This is a genomic window from Pedobacter planticolens (assembly GCF_014172375.1).
GTDB lineage: Bacteria > Bacteroidota > Bacteroidia > Sphingobacteriales > Sphingobacteriaceae > Pedobacter > Pedobacter planticolens.
Map to the genome: position 1 here is coordinate 1,942,075 of NZ_WNXD01000001.1, position 25,876 is coordinate 1,967,950.

At 34.6% G+C, this 25,876-nt stretch carries 18 protein-coding genes and 1 tRNA gene; 8 read left to right on the plus strand and 11 right to left on the minus strand.

What is annotated here, in order from left to right:
• Window positions 1-89 precede the first annotated feature (89 nt).
• The 4 genes from GM921_RS07970 to GM921_RS07985 all read left to right on the plus strand — a co-directional run bounded on the left by GM921_RS07970 (window position 90) and on the right by GM921_RS07985 (window position 4,442).
• Window positions 90-1,880, plus strand: coding sequence for an ABC transporter ATP-binding protein (locus tag GM921_RS07970; protein WP_182922066.1), 1,791 nt, complete (start codon window positions 90-92; stop codon window positions 1,878-1,880).
• Window positions 1,881-1,919: 39 nt separating this feature from the next.
• A complete protein-coding gene (locus tag GM921_RS07975) occupies window positions 1,920-2,465 on the plus strand; it encodes a LemA family protein (protein ID WP_182922067.1) in 546 nt (181 codons plus the stop codon).
• Window positions 2,466-2,957: 492 nt separating this feature from the next.
• Window positions 2,958-3,290 (plus strand): DUF3276 family protein, encoded by a 333-nt coding sequence (locus GM921_RS07980; RefSeq protein ID WP_182922068.1) that lies wholly within the window; start codon window positions 2,958-2,960, stop codon window positions 3,288-3,290.
• A gap of 237 nt (window positions 3,291-3,527) precedes the next feature.
• Entirely contained in the window at window positions 3,528-4,442 is a 915-nt protein-coding gene (locus GM921_RS07985; protein ID WP_182922069.1) for a serine hydrolase, read from the plus strand.
• Between the two features lie 134 nt (window positions 4,443-4,576).
• Here the strand turns inward: GM921_RS07985 and GM921_RS07990 are convergent, their stop codons facing one another.
• A complete protein-coding gene (locus GM921_RS07990) occupies window positions 4,577-5,038 on the minus strand; it encodes a DUF5362 family protein (RefSeq protein ID WP_182922070.1) in 462 nt (153 codons plus the stop codon).
• A gap of 122 nt (window positions 5,039-5,160) precedes the next feature.
• Between GM921_RS07990 and ychF the strand changes: the two genes are divergently transcribed.
• The gene (gene ychF, locus GM921_RS07995; protein WP_182922071.1) at window positions 5,161-6,255 is read left to right on the plus strand and encodes a redox-regulated ATPase YchF; all 1,095 of its coding nucleotides are present in this window, start codon (window positions 5,161-5,163) and stop codon (window positions 6,253-6,255) included.
• Between the two features lie 703 nt (window positions 6,256-6,958).
• Here ychF and mgtE read toward each other — a convergent pair.
• Complete coding sequence (mgtE, locus tag GM921_RS08000) at window positions 6,959-8,335, minus strand: magnesium transporter (RefSeq protein WP_182922072.1); 1,377 nt, start codon at window positions 8,333-8,335, stop codon at window positions 6,959-6,961.
• A gap of 127 nt (window positions 8,336-8,462) precedes the next feature.
• Here mgtE and GM921_RS08005 point away from each other — a divergent pair.
• Window positions 8,463-8,534, plus strand: a tRNA-Arg gene (locus tag GM921_RS08005).
• 155 nt (window positions 8,535-8,689) lie between these two features.
• Here GM921_RS08005 and GM921_RS08010 read toward each other — a convergent pair.
• From GM921_RS08010 to GM921_RS08025, 4 genes are all read right to left on the minus strand, one after another.
• On the minus strand, window positions 8,690-10,099 hold the full coding sequence (locus GM921_RS08010) for an efflux transporter outer membrane subunit (protein WP_182922073.1): 1,410 nt from the start codon (window positions 10,097-10,099) through the stop codon (window positions 8,690-8,692).
• Window positions 10,100-10,203: 104 nt separating this feature from the next.
• Window positions 10,204-13,371 (minus strand): efflux RND transporter permease subunit, encoded by a 3,168-nt coding sequence (locus GM921_RS08015; RefSeq protein ID WP_182922074.1) that lies wholly within the window; start codon window positions 13,369-13,371, stop codon window positions 10,204-10,206.
• Window positions 13,372-13,380: 9 nt separating this feature from the next.
• Window positions 13,381-14,577: an efflux RND transporter periplasmic adaptor subunit gene (locus GM921_RS08020; RefSeq protein ID WP_182922075.1), complete on the minus strand. Its 1,197-nt coding sequence runs from the start codon at window positions 14,575-14,577 to the stop codon at window positions 13,381-13,383.
• A gap of 78 nt (window positions 14,578-14,655) precedes the next feature.
• Window positions 14,656-15,255 (minus strand): TetR/AcrR family transcriptional regulator, encoded by a 600-nt coding sequence (locus GM921_RS08025; RefSeq protein WP_182922076.1) that lies wholly within the window; start codon window positions 15,253-15,255, stop codon window positions 14,656-14,658.
• Between the two features lie 198 nt (window positions 15,256-15,453).
• On the opposite strand from GM921_RS08025, the gene GM921_RS08030 reads away from it, so the two are divergent.
• Window positions 15,454-16,689, plus strand: coding sequence for a YaiO family outer membrane beta-barrel protein (locus GM921_RS08030; protein ID WP_182922077.1), 1,236 nt, complete (start codon window positions 15,454-15,456; stop codon window positions 16,687-16,689).
• Window positions 16,690-16,695: 6 nt separating this feature from the next.
• Window positions 16,696-17,853 (plus strand): hypothetical protein, encoded by a 1,158-nt coding sequence (locus tag GM921_RS08035; RefSeq protein ID WP_182922078.1) that lies wholly within the window; start codon window positions 16,696-16,698, stop codon window positions 17,851-17,853.
• A 430-nt stretch (window positions 17,854-18,283) separates the two neighbouring features.
• Here the strand turns inward: GM921_RS08035 and GM921_RS08040 are convergent, their stop codons facing one another.
• From GM921_RS08040 to GM921_RS08060, 5 genes are all read right to left on the minus strand, one after another.
• Complete coding sequence (locus GM921_RS08040) at window positions 18,284-20,335, minus strand: LTA synthase family protein (RefSeq protein ID WP_182922079.1); 2,052 nt, start codon at window positions 20,333-20,335, stop codon at window positions 18,284-18,286.
• A gap of 3 nt (window positions 20,336-20,338) precedes the next feature.
• Window positions 20,339-21,772, minus strand: coding sequence for a glycosyltransferase family 2 protein (locus GM921_RS08045; protein WP_182922080.1), 1,434 nt, complete (start codon window positions 21,770-21,772; stop codon window positions 20,339-20,341).
• Window positions 21,769-22,710: a HEAT repeat domain-containing protein gene (locus GM921_RS08050; protein ID WP_182922081.1), complete on the minus strand. Its 942-nt coding sequence runs from the start codon at window positions 22,708-22,710 to the stop codon at window positions 21,769-21,771. Before GM921_RS08050 ends, GM921_RS08045 begins: the two co-directional genes overlap by 4 nt.
• A 119-nt stretch (window positions 22,711-22,829) precedes the next feature.
• Window positions 22,830-23,201, minus strand: a complete 372-nt coding sequence (locus GM921_RS08055; protein ID WP_182922082.1) for a response regulator — start codon at window positions 23,199-23,201, stop codon at window positions 22,830-22,832.
• Window positions 23,202-23,453: 252 nt separating this feature from the next.
• A complete protein-coding gene (locus tag GM921_RS08060; protein WP_182922083.1) occupies window positions 23,454-25,874 on the minus strand; it encodes a GAF domain-containing protein in 2,421 nt (806 codons plus the stop codon).
• Window positions 25,875-25,876 lie beyond the last annotated feature (2 nt).

Genomic DNA, 25,876 nt, shown 5'->3' on the forward strand with positions numbered 1-25,876 from the left:
TTGACGGTGGCAAAATTAAGATAAAAAAACCATTATTTTACTTTGTTTTTATTAAAAAAAGAAACTCTTTTGGCTAACTTTACCAACTGATGAAACATCTTCTTTATTTAAACAAATACTTCTATAAATATAAATGGTGGATTATTCCTGGAATTGTCTTCGTCATCATTTCAAATATTTTTGGCGTAGTACCAGCCCAAGTTGTTGGTCATGCATTTAATTTAATTACCGAAAATATTTTAATCTATCAGTTATTTAATGGCTTTGATCGTCAGCAAATTATCTATGATATTTTCAGTTATAGCTTATTCTTTTTTGGCGCACTCATATTAGTAATGTACCTCATCAGAGGATTGTTTTTATTTTTTATGCGACAAACCATCATCCTCATGTCGAGGCATATTGAGTACGATATGAAGAATGAAATTTATGCGCATTATCAAAAATTAAGCCTTGGTTTTTATCGTCGAAATAATACTGGAGATTTAATGAACCGTGCTACCGAAGATGTAAATAGAGTACGAATGTATGTTGGACCAGCTATTATGTACACCATCAATACAGCTGTACTTTTCTGTCTAATTATCTATTTTATGTTCGATGTAAATAGTAAATTGGCTATTTATTGTTTACTGCCACTCCCAATTTTAGTTGTTACCATTTACTATGTAAACACAATCATCAATCAAAAAAGCGAACGAATTCAAGAGCAGCTATCGCGATTATCGAGTTTTGTACAAGAGCGATTTTCTGGCATTCGAGTGATTAAATCGTACGTAAGAGAAGAACAAACTCAATCTGTTTTTGCAGATGAAAGTATTGCTTATAAGAATAGTTCTATGAATTTGGTTAAAGTTCAGGCATTGTTTTATCCTACAATGCTTTTATTAGTTGGTTTAAGCACTATTTTAACCGTTTATATAGGTGGAAAGCAAGTAATGGAAGGTTCCATCACCCCTGGTAACATTGCAGAATTTATAGTTTACGTAAACCAATTAACCTTTCCAGTAACCATGTTGGGTTGGGTGACTACGCTAATACAAAGAGCGGCGGCATCACAAAAGCGGATTAACGAATTTTTACAATTACAACCAGATATTACTTCTGGCACAGCTGAAACACCAGTTTTTGATGGAAAAATTAGCTTTAAAAACGTAAGTTTTACTTATCCAGATACTGGAATTGAAGCCATAAAAGATGTAAGTTTTGAAGTAGAAAAAGGGCAATTTTTAGCGGTAATTGGTAGAACTGGATCTGGAAAATCTACGTTAGCAAATTTAATAATGCGAATGTATGATACTGATAGTGGCAAAATTGAAATTGATGATATTGAATTAAGAAATTTAAATCTTACTAATTATAGAAATCAGATTGGTTTTGTACCACAAGAAGTATTTCTTTTTTCTGATACCATTAAAAACAACATCGCCTTTGGCTTAAGTGAAGTTAAACCTGGTCAGGTTGAGAAAGCTGCGCAAAATGCGGCTGTATATAATAACATTATAGATTTTGATTTGAAGTTCGAAACCATGCTTGGCGAACGTGGCATTACGCTATCTGGCGGGCAAAAACAGCGTGTTTCTATTGCAAGAGCATTAATAAAAGAACCTAAAATATTAATATTCGATGATTGTCTTTCGGCAGTTGATACCAAAACCGAAGAAGAAATATTAGGCAATTTGGGTCAAATCATGAAAGGGAAAACCTGTATTTTAATCGCTCATCGCATATCCACTATTAAAAACGCTGATAAAATTATTGTGCTAGATGATGGAAAAATTATTGAACAAGGCACACATCAAGAATTGCTTAACAAAGGTGGCGTTTATACAGAAATGTATGATAATCAGTTATTAGAAGAAGAGAATACCTCAGTTTAGAAGTGATCAGTAATTATCCTTTAATTAAACTAAAAGAGAATGAAATATATAAAAGGCTGTCTAATTACATTAATAATCTTTGTTGGAATTTGTGCGGCTGCATGGTTTCTATTCCGACGAAATACTAAAGAAAATCTGGAAATTCTAAGTAAAAAAGTTGAACAGAATTGGGGGAAATATGTTGAAAACATACGAGAAAGAAATACAGAATTAGCTAAACAAGAGACAAAAAGTGATAGCTTAAAATATTATCTAGAAAGTTCAAAAAAATTCAGCTACTCGACAGAATACTCAAACAAAATTGAATTAAATGAATATAAATTAAATAAGATTTTAATGTCAGATAGTTTGAAATCAAATTTGAATGACAAACTCAATTTGAGCTTAGATAATTATGATCAATCTGTAAAAGAATACAATATTTACAGAGTTACATTTCCAAATTCTATAATTGCTCGAAAGTCAAAATTCCGTAGAAATTACAAATATTTTGTTGTTAGATATGGAATTGAAAATGAAAAGGCAATGATTAGAAAAAAAGAGATGGAAAATTGGGTTAAGAATGGCGGGGCCATGCCTAAATAATAACTACTTTAAATATTGAAAGAACCTTTGTCATAAAAAATGTATATTTAAAAACCATCCCATCTACAACGATTTTCCGTTACAATTTCTATTTTTTTCTTAATACTTACCGCGATACTAAGGCGACCTTGTAGCGACCTTACCGCGACTTATGTTCTGGTAGAGCTCCTATCAAGCTCGGTATTAGTTTAGGTCACCTGCTGGTTTTGGTGTATACACTTTTCCAAAAGTGGACATTTCCCCGAACATGAATCGAACTAAGTACGAAGTTGACCAGTATGCATATTAACTAATTATGCATATCAAATTCAAGGCACTATTATACCGTAAACTACGTAAAATTGGTTTCATCAGCTTCGTTAAAAGATAAACCCTCTTTACCTCAAATAGTATTATTTATTAATTTGAACAATTACTGTACTTTCTATTTTGAACTTTAATAATTATTGCTTTATATTTACCCCAACCTTAAACTAATTACAACACACAACAATGGGAGATTTTGACAACAAAGAGAGAGAAGAGGTTTTTTCCAAGAAAGTAAGAGCTGGTAAGCGAACTTACTTTTTTGATGTAAAAGCAACACGTTCAGGCGATTATTACCTAACCTTAACAGAGAGCAAAAAGAGATTAGAGGATGGTGTTTTTGTAAAACATAAAATCTTTTTATACAAAGAAGATTTCGAAAAGTTTACTGAAGGTTTAACAGAAACTGTTGAGTACATTAAATCTCATCAAGAAGTAGTTGAAAAACGCTACGAATATTCTGAAAATGCAGAATATAACCACGCTCCAAAAACTGAAAGCGACGATTTTTCTTTCTAATTAAAGGAATAACATATAAAAAGTCCTCTGATATAACATCGGGGGATTTTTTTTGCCCCGTCATTCCCGGGAAAACGGAAATCGTAATGCGTAAAAAAGCCTCTTATTGCATTACGATTCCCAATCAAGTTGGGAATGACGACCAAGCTACAGGGCAGGTTGACGAGCGTAGAGGATAAACTTTTTTAATAAATAATAAACTGAGGTTATTATATTCGTTTAACCAAAATCATTAACATGAAATTATTTAAACTGCTGTTAATTTTACTTTTTATTAGTTCTCACCTATTTGCACAAGAAGAAAAAACAGATGCTAAGCTCACTAAAATGCTAGCAGAAATGGCCAAAGGCTTTAATGGTGATGTTGGTATGTATGTGAAAAATTTAAAAACAGGTAAAACTGCCAGTTTTAATGCAGACACCATTTTCCCTACGGCAAGTATGGTTAAAGTACCTATCACCTGTGGTATTTTTAATAAAATAGAAAAAGGCGAGCTCAGTTATCAAGCACAGCTGATTTATAAAGACAGTTTATTATACGCTGGAGAAGACATTTTAGGTTCTTTTAAAGATGGAGAAAAGATTTGGCTCAGTAAGGTTTTGATGTTAATGATTACTACAAGCGATAATACGGCAAGTTTATGGAGCCAAAGTTTGGCAGGAACTGGAACGGCGATAAATGAATTAATGGAACAAAACGGATTAAAATATACACGCGTAAATTCTAGAACGCCTGGCAGAAGACAAAATCAGCAGGAATATGGTTGGGGACAAACTACACCAAGAGAAATGGCAACATTGTTAATGCTTATTCGCAATGGAAAAATGATTAGTCCAGCGGCATCAGAACGGATATACCGTAATTTAATTCGTATTTATTTTGATAAGGAAGCATTATCTGAAATTCCTCCATATGTGCAAGCAGCATCAAAATCTGGTGCGGTAGATGAAGCCCGTTCTGAAGTGGTTTTAGTAAATGCACCACATGGTGATTATGTATTTTGCATTGCTACAAAAAACCAAAAGGATACTTCATGGGCCCATACTAATGAAGGAACCACACTAATAAGAAAGCTTAGTAAAACCTTATGGCATTATTTCGAACCAAAATCTGATTGGAAACCCGCAGCTGGAATGGAGAAATATTATTAAGCTTTGGGATTTTGATCGTCATTGCGAGTCTCCGATTTTTCATCGGGACGAAGCAATCTTTCCCAACTAGATAGATTGCTTCGTCGTTTCACTCCTCGCAATGACGCGATACACAAAGAAATATCAGCTATTAACTAAACCTTAGCCATTATCGAAGAAATAATTGCAAGTACATATAAACTAATAAAAATGATAGTCAATATGCCCCAATACTTAAAAAGCGATTTCAGTTTACTAAGCGCATCATTTAAACTACCTTGTTCTCCGTACAAAACGCCATGTTTAGCTTTAGTAGAATATTTAAACAACAATAAACTCGGATAAAAAACGGCAAAGGCATACACCAAGCAAATCACGGTAAAAAAAATACTTCCAAACTTACCCAATGGCCCAGCCATAAGCATAATCTCTGGACTAGTATTCATGGCAGCACCAATTGTAAATGCTCCGATAATCATAATACCCGTAAAAACAAAACCTACAATAGCTAAAAAACCTGCCCATTTGGCTATTTCGTAAATATAACTACGTATTTCTTCACTCACTACCAAGGTGGTTTGTTCATGTGTTTCGGTCGTCTCTTCTAAGTTTTCCATTTTGGTGTCTTTATATTGATTTTCAAAGATAAACATAATAAATATTAATATCTTTGCGCCCTTTGGGCAAATAGTCAATAGACTATAGTCCATGAACTATTTACAAATAATTAAAGATATAAATGGCATTACAATGTGGTATAGTTGGCTTACCAAATGTGGGTAAATCAACCTTATTTAACTGTTTATCAAACGCAAAAGCACAGGCTGCAAATTTTCCTTTCTGTACTATAGAACCTAATATTGGTGTAATTACAGTACCAGATGATCGTTTAACTAAACTTGCAGAGCTGGTAAAACCGAATAAAGTGCAACCTAATACTATTGAGATTGTAGATATTGCTGGTTTAGTAAAAGGCGCATCCAAAGGTGAAGGTTTAGGTAATCAGTTTTTAGGAAACATTAGAGCAACTAGCGCTATTATACATGTTTTACGTTGTTTTGATGATGGTAATGTAATACATGTAGATGGTTCTGTAGATCCTATTCGTGATAAAGAAATTATTGATACTGAATTGCAGTTGAAAGATTTAGATACGGTTGCTAAGCGTATACAGAAGGTGGAGAAAATGGCTAAAACCGATAAGGATGCCAAAAGAACTTTCGACATATTAACTTTGGTTAAAACCCATTTAGAAGCTGGCAAATCTGTTCGTACTGCAACGTTAGAGAAAGACGACTTCGATTTTATTGAAGAGTTGGGTTTACTTACTCAAAAACCTGTAATGTACGTTTGTAATGTGGATGAGGCTTCGGTAATTGACGGAAATAAGTATGTTGATTTGGTTAAAGCGAGCGTAGCTGATGAAAATGCTGAGGTTTTAGTGATTTCTGCAAAGATTGAATCTGAGATTGCAGAATTGGAGAGCTATGAAGAACGTCAGGAGTTTTTGGCTGATTTAGGTTTAACGGAATCTGGTGTAAATAAATTGATTAGAGCGGCGTATCGTTTGCTTGATTTGTATACTTACTTTACTGCTGGCGTGCAAGAGGTTAGAGCTTGGACAATTACGAAAGGTTTTACTGCCCCACAAGCTGCTGGCGTTATTCATACTGATTTCGAAAAGGGTTTTATTCGTGCAGAGGTTATTAAATACAATGATTTTATAACGCTTGGTTCTGAAGCTGCTTGTAAAGAGGTTGGGAAGTTAGGCGTTGAGGGTAAGACTTATGTTGTTGAAGATGGTGATATTATGCATTTTAGGTTTAATGTGTAAGGTTTAACTTGTTTAAAGTATAATGAAAAGCTATCTCGAAAGGATAGCTTTTTTTGTTGGTTATGGCAGTCGTCTTTGCGAGGCACGAAGCAATCTTTCTTGCTTCGTTTTATTTCGTCATCCAGAGCGCAGCGAAGGATCTCTTTTGTAGCTCGCTACCGCTTTTACTCTTTTTCGGTTCGCCGCCACCGATGGCTCTTTCGTTTTTCATGAGTGTTTATTTTAGGGGTATTCAAGAATGCTTCGCAGTTTCTCTTGATATAAAAGAAACAAAAGATCAAGGCTTAGTATCATCTCTCGGATTAAGCGATCCAAACTTTTAAGGCGACAGAAAAAGGTCCGATGAAGGATCGAACTGCTTTCTGTCTTAGGCAGTGGTTTGTTAAAGTGTTTGCTAAAGTTTGAATGCTTTCTCCTTCAGGATGCTACAAGGCCATATGACGTTCTTGGTAATGATTGTGGTTTGGGAAGGTTGCAGGGCGGTCGTTATTGCTTCTGTGTCCGTCTTTGCGAGGCTTGTTTTTCTCAAGCCGTGGCAATCTCCTACTTGTAATTTACAACTTATATTTTTTGTACCATGAAGGAGATTGCCGCAGTCGGTGAAGAATCTCCTTCGCAAAGACGAAAATTGCATTTACTTTTCGAAAAGTTTATTTAGGTGCTTCGACAAGCTCAGCATGACAGGTGTATAAACAGTATAGCCTTAAAGCAATACTCCTTTTAAGACTAAAACAGCGATACTAAAGTAAATTACAATTCCTGTTACATCGACCATGGTGGCGACGAATGGTGCGGATGAGGTGGCGGGATCGAGCTTTAAACGTTTCATAATAATTGGCATCATAGAACCAATTAAACTACCCCAAAGCACAATGCCTATTAGGGTGAAAAAGATAGTTAAAGCAATTAAAAACCAATGTGTGCCGTAATTATAAAGATCGAGGTTTTGCCATAAGGATATTCTGATAAAGCCGATTGTACCTAGTATTAAACCTAACAGTAACCCTGAAATTAGTTCTCTGCGCATTACTCGCCACCAGGCTGCGATGGTTACTTCGCCTAATGCCATAGCTTGGATGATTAGGGTTGATGCTTGGGAACCGCTATTACCGCCGCTACTCATAATTAAGGGGATAAAAAGAGAAAGAACTACTGCTTTTTCGAGTTCTATTTCGAAGTGCTGCATAGCAGTTGCGGTGAGCATTTCTCCTAGGAAAAGAACGATGAGCCAGCTTGCTCTTTTTTTAACGAGCTTTAAAATAGGCATGTCTAAATAAGGTTCGTCGAGTGCTTCAGTACCCCCTATTTTGTGCATGTCTTCGGTGTATTCTTCGTGGGCAATCCACAAAATATCATCAATAGTTACAATACCTAAAAGGATATTCTGATCGTCAATTACAGGTAAAGCAACTCTGTTATTCATTCTGAAAACGTTAATTGCTTCTTCTTGTGGATCGTTTACTTTTAAGGCAATTAGGCGGTTATCGGTTAGTTCTCCTATTTTAACTTCAGGATCTGCTAGGAGGATTTCACGTATTCGAATATCATCTAAAAGCACTCCATCTTTATCAATTACGTATACCACATCTATGGTTTCAGAGTTTTTGCCGTAACGACGAATGTGTGAGAGTACTCGATTTACTGTCCAATCTATTTTTACAGCAATAAAATCGGGCGTCATTAAGCGCCCAACACTATCTTCTTGGTAGCCTAATAGGTTTAATGCTTCTTTTCTGTCGTTATCTTGAAGCAGGCTAAGGAGTTTTTTAACTGCATCGCCTTTGAGTTCTCCTAAGAGTGCGGTTCTATCATCTGGCGGTAATTGCCTAATGATTTCGGTTAGTTTATTGTTTTGGAGTTTTTTAATGATCCGCTCTTGCGTAGGGAAATCGAGGATACGAAATACGTTTACGGCTCTTTTGATGGAGAGTGTTTCGATGAATTTAACGGCATGTTGTGGAAGTTCATCTATTAAATGCTCTACATCTGAAATGTTGAGTTCGTTTAAATAGGTTTTTAACTGCCTATCACTATCGTTTTCTAACAATTGTAATATTTCGTCTACTAGCAGTTCTTCCATAACTTTATAATTAAATTTACATCTTCTTTCTGTTTACATCGTTCTGCAAAAGTGGCTTTTTCTTTTCAGAAAAGCCAATTATTAATATCCAAAATAGTTTTATATTTTTGCGAGGCGATAAATATTTGTTCCCGTAGTTCAATGGATAGAATTATGGTTTCCGGTACCATCGATATGAGTTCGAATCTCGTCGGGAACACATTATAAAAAAGGCTTGCAATTAATTGCAGGCCTTTTTCTGTTTTTAAGGGATTTTAGCCACCGATGTGCACAGATAAACACAGATTTAAAGATTAACTCGTAATTTTTAGTGCATTACGATGCCCAGTCGAGCTGGGCATGATGACCGAAATATTACTGCCAACCGCCGCCTAATGCTCTATACAAAGAAACACTAGCATTTAATTGTGCAGTTTTTAGGGTTGTTAAATCTAATTCGCCTTGTAATAAGTTGCCTTGAGCTGTAATTACCTCTAAGTAATTTGCCATTCCGCTTTTAAAAAGTAAGTCTGAGTTTTTAACTGCTAACTGTAAAGTTTTCACTCTGTTTTGTGCAATTGAATACTCAGATTTAAGGTTAACGATTTTAGCTTGTTCGTTAGAAACTTCCACCACAGCTCCAATTACAGCTTGCCTGAATAATAAAACCGATTGATCTCTTTCTACTTTTGCTAGTTCGAATTGTGTTTTTAACTCTTTACGCTGAAAAATTGGTTGGGTAATTCCGCCGCCAACAACTCCAAATAAAGAAGCTGGAATGTTAAACCAATTGCTCGCTTGAAAAGAATTTAAGCCGCCACTAGCAGAAATAACTAGGCTTGGGTATAATTTTGCGTTTGCAATACCAACTTTAGCATTTGCGATTTTTAAACCTAGCTCTACATTTTTTACATCTGGTCTGATGCTTAACATCGTTGCTGGAACGCCAGTTGCTAATTGCTCTGGAATAGTTAATTGTTCTAAAGTTGTTGCTCGCTCTATTGCAGAAGGAAATTTTCCTGTTAAGGCACTTAAAGCGTTTTCTTGAATGCTTATTTCTGATGTAACTTGAGGAATGAGTTGTGACGCTCTTAATTGTTGTCCTTCTGCTTGTTGAATTGCCAATGAGGTAACTTGACCGGCATCAAACTGCATTTTTATCATTTTTAATGTATTGTTGTTTAACTCTACATTTCTTTTTGCAACAGCTAATTGTGCATCAAGCATTAGCAATCTGTAAAAACCCGAAGCTATATCTGCTACAATTCTAGTTTGTACTGCTTTTTTAACTTCGGTAGATTGTAGATATCCAGCGTATGCTGCTTCTTTTTGCCTTTTAATTTTACCCCAAATATCTGCTTCCCAAGTCAAAGCTAAATTTGCGTTATAATCTTCAATATGGCTTGTATTTAAAAATTGAGAAGTGCTTAATCCGTTTAAACTATTATCTGATGGACGATTTGAGCTTGCGTTAACTTGTAAATTCAATTGAGGAATATTACCCAATTTCGCTCTTTTCAAAATCAATTCTGCTGCATCGATATTTTTTAAGGCAATTTGTAAATCGAAGTTTCTAATCAATGCGCTATCAATTAAATTCAGCATTGCTGGATTATTAAAAAACTCCTTAATAGGTAATGCACCAATGCTAGCATTATCACTAGTTTCTGCACCTCTAAAATTGATGGGCACATCTTTAATTGGTGTTGCAATGTCTTTTGTAAGACCACAACTGCTTAACACCAAAAGCAAAATTGCGAGAGAACTATTTAATATCGTTTTCATTTTATTTATTTTTTTAATTGTACCATTTCCTTAACCACTCAGCAATAAGTGGTAAGAATTCGCTCAAAACAACTTGTTCTTGCTGTTGTGTTTGTGTATTTTGGTTAGTTTCCATGATCTTCTGAATGATGTTCTGCATGTGCAACTGCTAATGGTGCACCCGTAATTTTTTCTTGTAAAAACTGGAAGATGATAAACAATACAGGGATGACGAATACGCCTAAAACAACTCCAAAAACCATCCCTCCTGCTGCTGCAATACTAATAGAATGATTTCCTAAAGCTGATGGACCAACTGCTCTCATCATCGGAATCATACCTACAATAAATGCTAATGAAGTCATGATAATTGGACGTAACCTTAATTTTGCTGCTTCCAGAGATGCTGCTAATAAAGATTTACCTGCTCTTCTTCGCTGAATAGCAAACTCTACAATTAAGATTGCATTTTTTGCGAGCAAACCGATGAGCATAACGAGCGCAACCTGTACATAAATATTGTTTGAAATTCCTGTTAAGCCAATAGCTGCAAATACGCCAAATATGCCTGTCGGAATGGAAAGAATTACAGCCCAAGGTAAAATGTAACTTTCATATTGAGCTGATAACAAGAAGTAAACAAACAATAAACAAAGGATAAAAATGATTGCCGATTGTCCGCCAGAAGAAAGTTCTTCTTTGGTCATTCCAGAAAATTCATAGCCATAACCACCAGGTAAATGTTTAGCTGCAACTTCTTCTACTGCTCTAATTCCATCGCCAGAACTGTAACCTGGTTTTGTCATTGCGTTTAATCCGATTGAATTAAATAAGTTGTAACGTGATGCAGTTTCTGGTCCGTAAACTCTTTCTAATTTTACTAAAGTATTTAGAGGAACCATTTCGCCTGTGTTATTTTTTACAAATACACCATCCATTGCAGCTGCATTAGCACGATCTGTTTTATCTGCCTGAACAATTACTCTATAATATTTACCAAAACGGTTAAAGTCTGATGCTTGTGCACTACCAAAATAAGCTTGCATGGTTTGCAAAATATCTTTCACACTTACACCCAATTGCGCTGCTTTAACTTCATCTAGTTTCATTTCTAATTGAGGATAATCAGATTTGAATGATGTAAAGGCAAAGGCAATTTCAGGACGCTTCATCAGCTCAGCTATAAAATTGTTAGAGACTGCACTAAACTTATCTAACGATCCACCAGTTTTATCTTGCAACACCATATCCAATCCATCAATATTGCTAAAACCTGGTACAGTTGGAAAAGTGAACACAAAGAAATTAGCACCTTTAATGGCCGATAATTTGCCCCTAACTTCGTTCATAATGCCATCAATATCTTTTATTTTACCTCTGTCATCTGTTAATTTCAACAACACAAATAATACTCCTGATGATGGACTAGAGGATTGTGTAAGCATATTGAAACCTGATAAACCCATTAAGGTTTGTTTAGATTCCATTGAACCCAATAAACTTTCTGCTTGTTTAATTACCTCAGTTGTACGATCTAAAGATGCACCTGCCGGCATTGATAATGAGATGGCTAAAAAGCCTTGATCTTCTGACGGGATAAATCCTGATGGTGTTCTTTTAATCATCACACCTGTAGCAATAATTACCGCAGCCAAGCCGACTAATGTTAACCAACGGAAACGAACTAAAAATCGTAACGTGTTAGTGTATTGATTGGTAATTTTCTCAAATCCTGAGTTAAAGCCTGCAAAGAATTTCTCTTTAAACGTTTTCTTTTCCGTACCTGCGTGATGATTTTCTTTCAAAAACAACGCCGCCAAAGCTGGACTTAACGTCAATGCGTTTACTGCAGAAATTACAATCGCAATAGCCAAGGTAAAGGCAAACTGTCTGTAAAATAAACCTGTGGAGCCTTCCATAAATCCTACTGGTAAAAACACAGCAGACATAACTAAGGTGATGGAAATAATTGCTCCCGTAATTTCACTCATCGCAGCAGCCGTTGCAGCTTTTGGCGCCAAATGACGATGCTCCATTTTTGCGTGTACCGCCTCGACGACCACAATCGCATCATCGACGACAATCCCTATGGCTAAAACCAAAGCAAAAAGTGTTAATAGATTGATGGAGAAGCCGAAAATCCACATAAAGAAAAACGTTCCTAAAATGGCTACAGGTACTGCAATGGCAGGAATTAATGTAGAACGGAAATCTTGCAAGAAGATAAACACTACGATGAAAACTAAAACAAAGGCTTCAATTAACGTATGAATTACTTGATCAATAGATTGATCTAATGAGTTTTTAGTATTATATAAGATTAAATGTTTTACACCTTTTGGAAAATTCTTCGCAGATTTATCCATCAGTTTTGCAATGGCAATCTGGATTTCATTAGAATTAGAACCTGCCAATTGAACCACACCAATATTTACACCCGGTTTGCCATTTACTCTTGTAAAATTGGTATAAGAATACGCTCCAAATTCAATTCTAGCTAAGTCTTTCAATCGTAAAATAGAACCATCTGGGTTTGCTTTGATAACCATTTCTCCATATTGATCTGGCTTGTTTAATTTCCCTTTATAGGTAATCACATATTCAAATGACTCTTTACTGCTTTCGCCAAATTTACCAGGCGCAGCTTCTAAGTTTTTATCTTGAATAACAGCCATTACTTCTTTTGGCGTTAATCCGTAGGTTGCCATTTTCGAAGGATTTAACCAAACCCTCATCGAGTAATCTTTATTACCGCCAAAAATAGTAGCAGAACCTACTCCAGGTATTCTTTTAATATCTGGAATGATATTTATTTGTGCATAATTGGCTAAAAAAGTTTGATCGTAGTTTTTCTCGTCATCCGTGAAAAGATCGACCACCATAATTAAACTATTCTGTTGTTTAGCGGTAGTAATACCAGCTTGTACTACTTCTGTTGGTAATTGACTTGTTGCTTGCGAAACCCTGTTTTGAACATTTACTGCAGCTTGATCTGGGTTGGTGCCCAATTTAAAGTAGACAGAAATTACTAATGAGCCATCATTACTTGCAGTAGAGCTCATGTAACTCATGTTTTCAACACCATTAATAGCTTCTTCTAATGATGGAGCAACTGAACGCAACACAGTTTCTGCATTTGCACCTGGATAAAAAGCCATAACCTGAACCGCAGGCGGCGCAATATCTGGAAATTGTTGTAGAGGCAATTTAGATAATCCTAGTACACCTAGAATTACTAAAAGGATAGAAATAACCGTCGCTAAAACCGGTCTGTTTAGAAATATTTTGAACATCTTATTTTATTATTTATTTGAGGCGTTATAAGCCGTTACTGCTTTTGCTTTTTCAGGTTGAATTAAATCTCCTTCTTTTAAGCTTTCGAAACCTTTAGATACAATCTGGTCTCCTGATTTTAAACCATCTTCTACCAAATAATTGGTGCCGCTTGTACCAAGCACTTTTATAGGTTGTTTACTAATTTTGTTGTCTTTGCTTACTGCGAATACAAATACCTTATCTTGTATTTCGATTGTTGAAGCTTGCGGAACCAAAAGGATATTGTTGTGTTCTAAGCTCATTCTTACTTTGCCAGTATTACCAGATCTTAATAAACCTTGCGCATTTGCAAAGCTGGCTCTTAGAGTGATTGCACCTGTTGTTTTATCAAACTGACCATCAATCATGTCGATTTTTCCTTCAGATGGATAAATTGTTTGATCCGCTAAAACCAATGAAACCGAAGGCAAATGTTTAATTCTATCTGCAACCGAATTACCTTGATATTTTGCATTGAAGTTGATAAAATCTGTTTCTGCTAAAGAGAAATACACATGTACTTCGTGAACATCAGAAAGTTGGGTTAAAGATTCAACATCTGTTGGACCAACTAAACTACCTTGTTTTTTAGGCAAACGTCCGATATAACCACTTATTGGCGCTTTAATTTGAGTGTAGTTTAAATTGATTTGCGCACTATTAACACCAGATTTTGCTTGTTCTACATTCGCTAAAGCTATTTCATGTGCCGTTTTTGCAGTTTGCAATTGGAAAGCAGAAACTACCTTCGCTTGAACTAATGGTGTTAACTTATCAATTTCAAGTTGTGCATTTAAAACAGCTGACTTTGCAGCTTGCAAGGCAGCTTTTGCATTATTTAATTGTGCCCTAAAAGGAAGTTCAGAAATTTGAAATAACAATTGACCTTTGCTTACTAATTGTCCTTCGTTTACAAGAACTCTGTCTATTGTACCAGCAATTTGCGGACGGATTTCTAAATCAGTTGCACCTTGTATAGATGCTGGATAATCTACAAATGTTTCTTGTGAACTTTGGCTAACGGTAATTACTGGTAATGATGGCGCAGGTGCTGCAGCCATTTGATCTGGAGCATTTGTGCAACTAGCTAAAAATAAGACAACTGTAATTACTAACAGAATTACCCATTCGTTAAATAATTTAACATTGTTAGATATTGGAGCATGTTTGGAGATATGATTCATAATTATTGAGATTTTAATTGTTTACTTTAACGTTTATAATTTATCTAACAGCGTTAGATTATCGGGCAAAAAAAAGTTTTAGTCGTTTATGGTTTTAATAATTGCTTTAATTGCACTTCTCAAAATTTGCTGATTAATTTCATCATTAGCACCTTTTTGAACAAGGTTGATTGAGATTAAGCCGTGTATTAACGACCAAAAAGTATAATATTTTAAGCAAGAAGTATCTTCAGACACCGGTTGTTTGGTTAGTAATTTTTCAATTGCATCATAAAACAAATCGGTTGTGTATTCAGCTTCAGGCATTTTAGTGTAGAGTTCGCAACAATTAACTTGCACTCCATACATCAATTGGTAAAATTCCTTCTCTTCAAAAGCAAACTCCCAATAGGCTAACCACATTGCCTCTAATTGTTCTTCTGGATCTTCTTTACTATCTCTGGCAGCTTTTACCTTAACACCTAAATGCATATAACCTTGTCTGGTCAATTCAAATAAAATGCCTTCCTTATTCGAGAAGTATTCGTAAATAATTGGAGCGGTGTACTCAATTACATCAGCAATTTTGCGCATACTTAAAGCAGCCCATCCCTCTTGTTTTACAATTTGCAAAGCAGCATCTAAAATACTCTTACGAGTATCTTCTTTTTGACGCTGTATTCTTTCTTTACTTCCCATTGGTTTGTTAAATACTATAAAATAATCTAACACTGTTAAGCAAATGTAGAAACAGTTTTGAAAATGCATATCATTTATTTGTCAGATAAATTGAAAAGTGGGTTTAAGCTATTTATTAGCCTTTTTTATTTAGTTATTTATCTTGCAGTTTTTGCTTTTTTACCTAACTTTAAAGGCATCCCTAATTCCTAAACATAAATGAAATATAGTTTATTACTGTCCCTATTTATACTTCTATTTTGTATTACCGGTGTAAAAGCGCAATCGGCAGATGATCTTTTTACACTGGCTCGTAAAGCTGCATTTGATGAAAACAATTATCCGAAAGCCATTTCTTTAAGTAAAACGGCCCTGCAAGGAAGCCCTGATTATGCTGATATCCGTGTATTTTTAGGTCGTTTATATACTTGGTCTAAAAAACCAGATAGTGCTCGTTTGGCTTTTAATGAAGTAATTAGCAAACAGCCTGCTTATGAAGATGCATATGTTGGTTTGGGTAATTTAGAATTTTGGAATGATAATTCTGAAAAGGCATTGGATGTGGTTAATACTGGGCTTAAAAATGCACCTACTTCTGAACCGTTACAGTTGTTGAAGGCAAAAGTATTGAACGATTTGAGACGTTGGCAAGAGGCTGATGTGGTGGTGAGTGGTGTTTTAAAGAATAACCCTACGTTAACTGAGGCTCGTTCTTTGGCGAGTAGAATTAAAGAGAATAGTGCAAAAAACAAAGTAAGTTTAAGCTACGATTATATCTATTTTGATAAACAATTTGATGATCCTTGGCATTTGGTAAGTGTTGATTACGGTAGACAAACTAAATATGGGTCTATTATTGGTCGAGTAAATTATGCCAATAGGTTTAATACGAATGGATATCAGTTTGAGGTTGATGCTTATCCGCATATTTCGAATACTTTTTATGCGTATGTAAGTGGTGGTATCTCGAATACGGCTGGAGTTTTCCCGAAATATAGAGCTGGATTTTCGCTTTACGCTAATTTACCTTTGAGTTTTGAGGCTGAAGCTGGCTTTAGACTTTTACATTTTAGCGATAACACTTGGATTTATACTGCATCTGTAAGTAAGTATTATAAGAGCTTTTGGTTTAATTTTCGAACGTATTTAACTCCTTCAAATAATTCTGTTTCTCAATCTTATGCCTTAACTACACGCTATTATTTTGGTGGGGTTGATGATTATTTTAGTTTGGCGCTTGGTACTGGTTTATCTCCAGATGATAATCAGAATAATGTGTTACTTAATTCGAGTACTTATCGCTTAAAATCGAACAATATATCTTTAGGTTATAGAAAATCTATTAAAACATTTAATGTATTGATGCTTAAGGTGGGTTACGATAACCAAGAATATTTGAAGAATACAAAGGGTAATCAGTTAGATTTTGGCATTGGTTATTTAAGGAGATTCTAATTTCTTATGAAGAAAAACAAGTTGTTATTGGCTTTATGGTTAATACCTGCCACACCTATACTCATGCTGATTGTTTGGTTTTTTATGCCAAAAACAAAATTGGTGGTTGCCATTGTTGATAAAACTGTTTTAACGAGCGATGGTCAAGAGCATATTTCTTTAGATTGGGTACTTAACCAGGAAAAGTATACAAAGACCAGCGAAAAAAGATATAAAGTAGGTTCGGATTATTATGGTTTTTTCCCGAAGGATAATGAAAAATTTAGACTGAAAGGTTTGGAGCGTTTTAGCCCTAGCCAACTTGAACAGCTAAGTGAGGATGCTAACCTAGCCTACTTTACAGATACGTATGGCATTTACAAGAAAGAATGGTACAATCAACATACTGATCAAAGAAGTTCTGGAATACTATATGGCGGCTTGAGTACTCGTGATTTAGATTTTTTGGAGCTGATGAAAGCTAAGCGTAAGTTGATTATTACGGAGTTTAATACGATTGGATCGCCGACGAGTACGGAAAACAGAAATAGGTTTGAACAGCTTTTTGGTATGCATTGGACGGGTTGGACTGCTCGGTTCTTTAATAGTTTAGATACTGCTGTGAATACAGAGTTACCTATTTGGTTGGTTCGTAATTATAAAGCTGCTAATGGAAAGAAGTGGCCTTTTAAACGAGCGGGTATTGCATTTGTGAGTGATTTTGATCAGGTTGTTATTTTAGAAGATACTACTCATTTAAGTAATCCGTTGCCGTATATTATTAGTTCTAAATACGGGCAGGAGAAATTCTCTTTACCTGAAAAAATTAAATATCCGTTTTGGTTTGATGTTATTGTACCAAATGAAAAGGTTAATCAACGTGTTGCCGATTTTAAAATCTATCTTAACCAAAAAGGGAAAGCTGAGTTGAAAAAATATGGTATTCCAGAAAGTTTTCCGGCTGTATTAATGCACAATGCTAGCGATTATCAGTTTTACTATTTTTCTGGTGATTTTTGTGATAATCCGATTTCTATGACTTCTTCTTATTTTAAAGGAATAGGTTTTTTCAAATTTCTACTATACGATACTCAAGACCCAATGGAGCGTAAAAGTTTCTTTTGGAATTTTTATCGACCTATGTTGACTACTATTTTAAAAGATGAGGTAAGTAAGAAGAGGTAGTTTGTTGACTGGTTAGGTTTCTTTTTTAGCTCGCCGCCGCACAGGCTTGCCTCGGCTCTTGACAGCCGAAGGGGCAAGTTACTTTTTCCTTGATGAAAAAGTAACCAAAAAATCAAGGCTTAGTATCATCTCTCGGATTAAGCGATCAAAACTTTTAAGGCAACAGAATAAGGTCCCGATGAAGGATCGGAACTACATTCTGTTTTGGGTTTTGGTTTTTGAAAGTATTTGCACAAGTTTTAATGGCTTTCTCCTTCGGGATGCTACAAGGCCAGTCCTCGTTCTTAGGAATGGCTTGTGGTTTTGGTAAGGTTGGTAAGGTGGTTACGTCATTGCGAGGTACGAAGCAATCTTAATGCAATAGTTAAGTAGTTTTGCTAGTGTTGTAAGATTGCTTCTGTTCGCAATGACTAAACGATTATAACTCTTATTATTTTAATAATGGGCTATACTTTTTGATTAGGGAATCGGGTACTATTTTAGCGCCGTTTGCAATTTTATTGTTTCGTTTTTTAAAGTTATCAAATGCATTTTTTAATTGATTATAAGTTGTTTCATCTTCTATTGAAACTTCTTCCATTGCATTATTTAGCTTGAATAATGAGTTTCCATTCAAATGATATTCGCCCATTACAAAATCTAGCATATCTGTTTTAGTTTGTATCATTGGGTAATTATGTACATTTCTAAAGCTGCGAGCGGTATCTAAACCTTGCCCTATCCAACTTGTAACTGAAGGTGTTTTAATGGCATAGTTTTTCTTTAAAAAAGCTAATAGACTTGGAGTGATATCAAAATGTGTAGAAATAGATTCCATTTGCGCTGTACGTTTTAACATTGGCGAATAGATTATTAATGGCACATGATATCGATCTATTTTATTACTCATTGGAATTTCTGGCATTCGATGATCTCCAGTTATCAAAAAGATGGTATTCTGATAATCACTTCTTTTCTGATATTTAGCAAAAAAATTCCTTAGCGCTTCATCTGTATACATGATACTTGAATATTGCAGTTTATAATTCCGATAATTTGATTTTTTAGACTCATCAAATTTTAAGTAATCCATTCGCTGCTCAAACAGTTTCAAGTATTTTTCTTGATTGTTTATAAAGAATGGGTTGTGGGTAGCAACTGTTAAAATAACATTTAGTTCTGGCGCTTTTTCTATCGTAGGTTTTCGGGTGTTTAGGTAATAATTAAACAGCTGATCATCTGTGTAACCCCAAGTAAACCCATTGTGAGCGGGAAGTTTCTGATATCCATTTGGAAATGTAAATTCATCATTAATTTCATCAACTGCGTTCTTTTTTAGGAAAGCATTCATGTTATCGAATTTAGAATCTCCCCCATAATAAAATGAGGTGCGGTAACCATTGTGCTTAAGTAAACTATATAGCGACAAATGGTTTGGCATTTGACTACCCATTTCTAAGAAACCATTTTTTGCAAAAGGTAAGGACCCCATTAACGATGGTAAAACGGCAAATGTACGTCCGCCCTCGCTTAAAAAGTTTTTCCAGTACAGGCTTTTGCCAGATAGTGAATCAATAAATGGTGTGAAATTACCTAAATAAGCACCTTCGTTTGTGAAGGCTCTGCCTAAACCTTCGACCAATAAAATAACTATGTGCGGAGGTTTGGTATTAGGTTTAAAAAAGGGTGTTAGCACATCGGGTGTTTGCTCGGTATGTAAAAATGGATATTCATTCTCATTGATATAATTGAATGAAGCTACTTGAGTTGTGTTTCCTCCTTCATAATCGCCGATGTAATTATCTGCATAAATATCTACTTCTTCGTTTGGTGGGAAGAAATGATTGTAACTTGCTGTAAAGAAATAATCTGATTTGTTTAGTACAAGGTTATTAGAGAAATCTGATTCTAGATTTGGAAGACCAATCCAGTTGCTGACAGGAATAAATAACAGTAATATCGATAAAATTGGAAGTACCAAAGCTAGTTTACGGGCAACATTAATTTTTGGAGTTAAAAACTTAAATGCTGCGATGATACCAATTAAAACTACAAGAAAGGCAATAGTCATTGCAATGCTTAAGCCGCCAGATGCGCCAATAGTTTGTTTAATATCTGCGATAGAATATCCGTATAAATCGCCACCTAATGGTACTAATGAGGTATTAAAATAGCCAATTAGGATGAGTTGTGCTACTGCGAGTAGTGTTAATAGTACATAAGTAATTGTGTAAATGGTTTTTTGAGCGAAGTAAAATATGAGTACGAAAATTAAGTATTGGAGCCAAAGCCACTTTAGCCAGAAAATAATATCTAATAGCCACGACCAACCAATAACGGCAAATAAATGTTGTGGAAATTGACGGGTAATACCGTTTAATATAAGCTCTAAAAGGCTGAGTAAAAATAGAATACCAAGCCAAATTAGCATCACTTTTGCAAATGCTTGACTTGCTGTGTGTATTTTTTTTAGGTTATCTGGATTGATTATGCTGTTCTTCATACGTTAATTCTTAGCACTTTTGGGTGTTGTAAATCCTTGTCTGGTCATTTCGCCCCATGAATTCTTTTTTCTTAACAAATCGATATTTCCTTTTATGGCAGACCAAACTCCAAATGGGTGAAATAAAAACGGTTCTAAAAGCGCTGTTAAAACTAGTCTTAAGATATCTTTTTTGCGTTTGTATTGGTTATATGTTAAAACTTCCATTAAAATGGCAAATACAGAATACATTATTCCGAAACTAAAAACCATAGCTAATAAGCCAAAAAAGAAGCGCCAATTGGTTAAGCCAGATAATGCAAAAAGTAAAAAGCATATCATGCCTACAAATTCTATTATTGGTGCTAAAAATTCGAAAAAGAACCAATACGGGTAGCTTAACATTCCGAGTAAACCATACTTAGGGTTGAAAAACATTACTTTGTGCATTTGTAGTGTTTCAATTGTACCTCTGGTCCATCGGTTACGTTGTCTGCCTAGTATTTTAAATGTGGCGGGTGCTTCTGTCCAGCATAAAGGATCTGGAATAAACCTTACTTTATAGGGTAACTTTAGTTCTTCCATGTACCTTCTCATGCGTACCACAAGTTCCATGTCTTCGCCAACGGTATTGTGGTTATACCCTCCGCATTTTACTACGATATCTCTATCGAATGCACCGAATGCGCCAGAAATTAACAGTAATCCATTTAGTCTGCTCCAAGCCATTCTGCCCAATAAAAATGCTCTGATATATTCTAAGGTTTGCACTCTCGGTAAAAACTCGTTTGGTAGGTTGATTTGTACTAGTCTGCCATCTTCAATTTTACATCCGTTGGCTATTCTAATTACTCCGCCAGTTGCAATAATTCTATGTTTTGTACTTTCTAAAAATGGTTTTGCTAGTTTAAGGAGCGCATCTTGTTCTAAAATACAATCTACATCTATGCAAACTATATAGTCTTTTTGCGAAATATTAATTCCAACATTAAGGGCATCGGCTTTGCCCCCGTTTTCTTTATCGACAACAATTAACTTTCTATAAATCTTTTTGCTGCTTTTATACACTCCACGAACAGCTTTGGTTTGAATTTGCTGATTTACAAAATGATCTGTTTTACATAAACTGTATGCCTTAATTAATTTTTCGAGCGAATCGTCTTTACTTCCATCATTTATAATAATTACTTCTAAGTTGTTGTAATAAATGGATAAAAGTGAACGTACGTTTTCGATAATATTGGCGCCTTCGTTGTATGCTGGCGCCAAAATACTTATGCTGGGCGCCAATGATGAACTAGCTAATGCTCTATAATCGGTAAAGCTATTTTTGAGTAAATGTTTTCTTACTTCGCCGATAGAGTATAAACCAATAAATATATAGAGGCTTAGTAGCACTAAGGAATACACTAAAATGATGTTTGTGAATGTATCTACTACAATTGATTGCCAACTCATATTAATTCTCCTTCAATTTGTTTAATAATTTGACTTAAAGGATGACTATTGGCTTCTGGTAATTCTTTTAGCTGAAATATACTAGCTGGATTAATGTTGGCGACTGTACGAACTATCATTCGTTTTAAGTCGTTATCTCCTTGTTCTAAAAAATTGATTAAGGTTGGTATATTTTCATCGGAAGCAATATTTTGCAATACATTTACAATGGTCTTTTGATTTTTTAGCGTTTCGTGCTCGTATCTTTCTAATAAAATGTTAGCTGTATCGGCGTTATAAATTTTTTCTAGCGTATAAATGGTTTCTAATCTAATATTCTCCATTTCGTGAGTTAGACATTCTACTACTTGCTCGTAAAGCTCAAATCTGTGGTAGTTTCTTGCTAGTTTAAGTGCAAATACAATTACGCTGTTATTTTTTGATTTAAGCCATTTTTCAATTCCGCTAAAATTCTCTGGCGGAAGCTGTGAAAGTTCTTTTAACAGTTTAATCTGTTGCCATTCTGTAAGTTGATACGAGATTATATCTAAAAATCTAAGTCCTTCAAAACCATATAATTTAACAATGGTGGTTTGGGCTTCCATTCGTACCAGTTCATTTTTATTGTTAGTGCATCTGTAAATTTTATTCAAATATTCTTTTTGCTCCATGACACCGAGCTCTTGTATGGCTTTTGCTTTAATATGCCATTTCTTACAGTTTCTTAGTCTTTCTTCTGCATCTTTATCTAAATTCAATTGGATGTATAATTTTTTCAAGTTTAAAGCGGAAACTCCTGAAATATTATTTTTTGCTGCTAACAATTCTTTTGTAAGTAAGCGCTTAAAATGAGGGTTGCTTAACATTTTTTGAGTTCGACCAGTAATGGGAAACGGTTCATCAGTTACGGCATCATCATGTTCAGAAAAAATGGCATTTCTAATTAATAAATCGGCCATAAGTTTCGATTTTGCATACTTCTTTCTTCTGTTTTTTCTGATTGTTAAATTGATCATGATAAAACAAATCATTAAGAATGCAATGCCCAAAAAGATTAATGTTACAACTTCAAAGTAGATCATTTTGCCTTCATCATGTCGAATCTTCTAACTCTAACAGTTAGTTCATTTGGGCTAAAAGGTTTTGTAATAAAATCATCTGCGCCAAGTTGAAATGCTTCTAAAACAGTATCTTCTTGTCCCATACCCGAAAGAATAATAATAGGAATTTTACGATCTGGATAGTTTTCTTTTATAGCTGCAATAATTTCTAATCCAGAAACATAGGGCATCATAATATCTGATATCACTAAATCTGGCGAATGTTCTTCTATTTTACTCAAAGCCTCTCGTCCATCTCTTGCCAAAATAACCTCGTGCCCATCTCTTTTTAGCCTTAGTTCTAAAGTTTTGAGCGTTATCTCTTCATCTTCTGCAATTAAAATTTTCATTATTAGGTAGTTAGATAGATCGTAGTAATGGGGATGTTTTCTGTAAGGAAAATACTAATTCTTTTGCTCAAATCCTAAGTTAAAACATAAATTTTGTTTCCCAATTAAATATAATTTTAAATTATTAGAAATTTTATTTCGTAATAATTAACTAACACGGTATAGTGTTTTTTTGTTTTGAAAGGGTTGTTTGGAAACTTTTTTACGCATTAAGATTCCCGTTTTCACGGGAATGACGAGTGTAGTTTATAGCTAATTAACTTGTTTATCAACCGTTTTTAATGATTTCTTTTTAATTGATTTTTTAAGCTTGGTCCATTGTTCATCGTAAAAATCGCATGACATGTAATTAACACCTACACGTAATGCTTTTAATCCGCTTACACCTTGCAGTTCTTCGAGCTCTAACATTTCCAAGTCATCTTGTAAAAACTCTTGTTCTTGTAGATATTTGATGTATTCTAAATATTCATTTGCTTCAAAAGCGTTAAAGTAAACTAATGAAATTTTGCCCGGCTGGGTTAACCGTTCTTCTGTTCCTTTTACTAATACTTTATCAATTCTTTTCTTTACAACTTCGTAACGAATGTTGTAAGCGCCTTCTACATCAAATCTTCTTTCGTCGTTTCTAAAACTAATATCTATTGGGTTAGAGTGTATAAATATCAACTGTGTTGTTAATAAAGCTCTTGGCATTTGGCTTACCAAACTGTTGGTTAAACGTGCAACTTCTACCATTGCTGTGAGTTGCCAAAGGCGAATGTTTTTTAAGTACAACAAATCGAAAGGCACATCTGGTGCGATGTCTTGACCGATGTAAATATCATATTCTACGCCATCGGTTCTAAATTTGGCAAAATAACATGGATATGAGTTTTGTAAGGTTTGTTGCGCCTCTTCTAAATACTCGCTTACTGCGGTATTAATAAACTGCATGGAGGTTTCTAATGTTCTTCTGTGCTCGAAAGCAATACCACTATCTGAGTTAATGCTATTAAAGTAATTCTGAACAACGTCTTTTGCTTGCGGATGTCCTTTTTCTATATGTGTTAGCATTGGATAAACTTGCAACTCTAGAAATTCATTCAGCAATGCTTCTTCACTTGAGCTAATAAAATTATCGATTTTCTTGATCCACTCTTTGCAGTTGAATAACACTTTATCAATTAAATCTAGCGGGATAATTGTTCTTAACTCGTTCAATGTTTCACTTAAAATATCTAATTGTACTTTAAGATCTTCTTTTAAAGCAAAATTACGTTCTATGGTGGAATTACGAATATCTATAGCTCCAAATAAAGGATAAAGGCCTTTAAAGGTAACAGTTTCTATTTCTTGAGTTTTCTTTTTGCCTTTACTATTTTTAATGAAATCCCATACTACTTGATTGAATTTCCATTGTACTGATGGTTGTAACGCAGTAAATTTATCTTTTAACACGCCATCCATTCTGGTATTAAATTCTTCAATTCTATACTGTAGCAATTGTCCTAAAAGGGGCAATGCCGAATGTAATTTCGATAATAGTTTTTCGTCAACTTCTAAGGCTTCAGTCGAATAAATTTCCATTACTCCAGCTAATTGGTTGTTGTAAAAAATTGGAAGAAAAGAGTAAGAATGGATGCTATTTTTTCTTAGCACATCTAAAAACGGAAACTTCTCTATTTTTTTATCATCCAAATTATTGAAGAAAACAGACCTTGGATTTTCTTTGTATTCATTTACTAATGCGTAAAATGTTTCTTCTTCGAGATCATTTTTTTTAGCAGAATCAAGTAAAATACTTTGTGAATTTTGCTCGCTATCAAAAACAAATTTATTGTTCACCATTAAAAATGGAAGTAATCCAAATTCAATATGCCCATCTCCTGCTAAGGTTTTTAAAGCCTGAATTACGTGTTCGTACGCTTCGTTTTCGTAGGTATGATTTACTAATGCATCGCGAATACCATCTATTGCGTGTTGCAGTGTAACATCTGTTAAAGAAATTACGGTAAATCCATCGAATTTAAATTTACTAAGTGGAATTAATTTTTGTAATAACTCAATTTCGGTGCCCTCTTGTGTTTGAGCAGCTAGCAGTTCGAAATTTATTTCTGGTAATTTTCCATCGTATTTTATATCTATAAATTGAGTATCTGCATTGATATTGTAATAGGTGGTTAAATGCGTTTCTGGATTGGTGTAAGGGTATAAAATATCATTTTTAAAGATGGAGGTATAGTTATAGAATCTGTCCAGTATCATTCTATAAATAAATTGCAATTGTTGTTTCTCTTTAGATTCTTCGTTTTCTTTATTTAGTTTTTTCTGCTCTGCATGTAAGGTTAAAAACTCGTGAAATGAATCGGTACTAAAGAAAATTTTATCTGGCACAGGAGTGCTTAAAGCCCAATATAAATCTTTTTCATTTGCCATTAATGGCGTTAGAATGGTAAAAATAAGCTCTAGTGTATCTTTATATTTTATTAAATCTTCTGCTTCAATATCATTTTTTAGTACTTCATCGCGTTCTATTTTTTCTAACAAAAAGCGATAAAATTCTGCCTTCAACGTCTGCTCTGTTTTTAGTCTACTTTTTAAATAAGCAATTAAAGGTCTAAAAGACAGTGTAGATTCTACCTGACACGTTATGCATGCATTTTGATTAATTTGAATTACCTCTGTGTTCATCT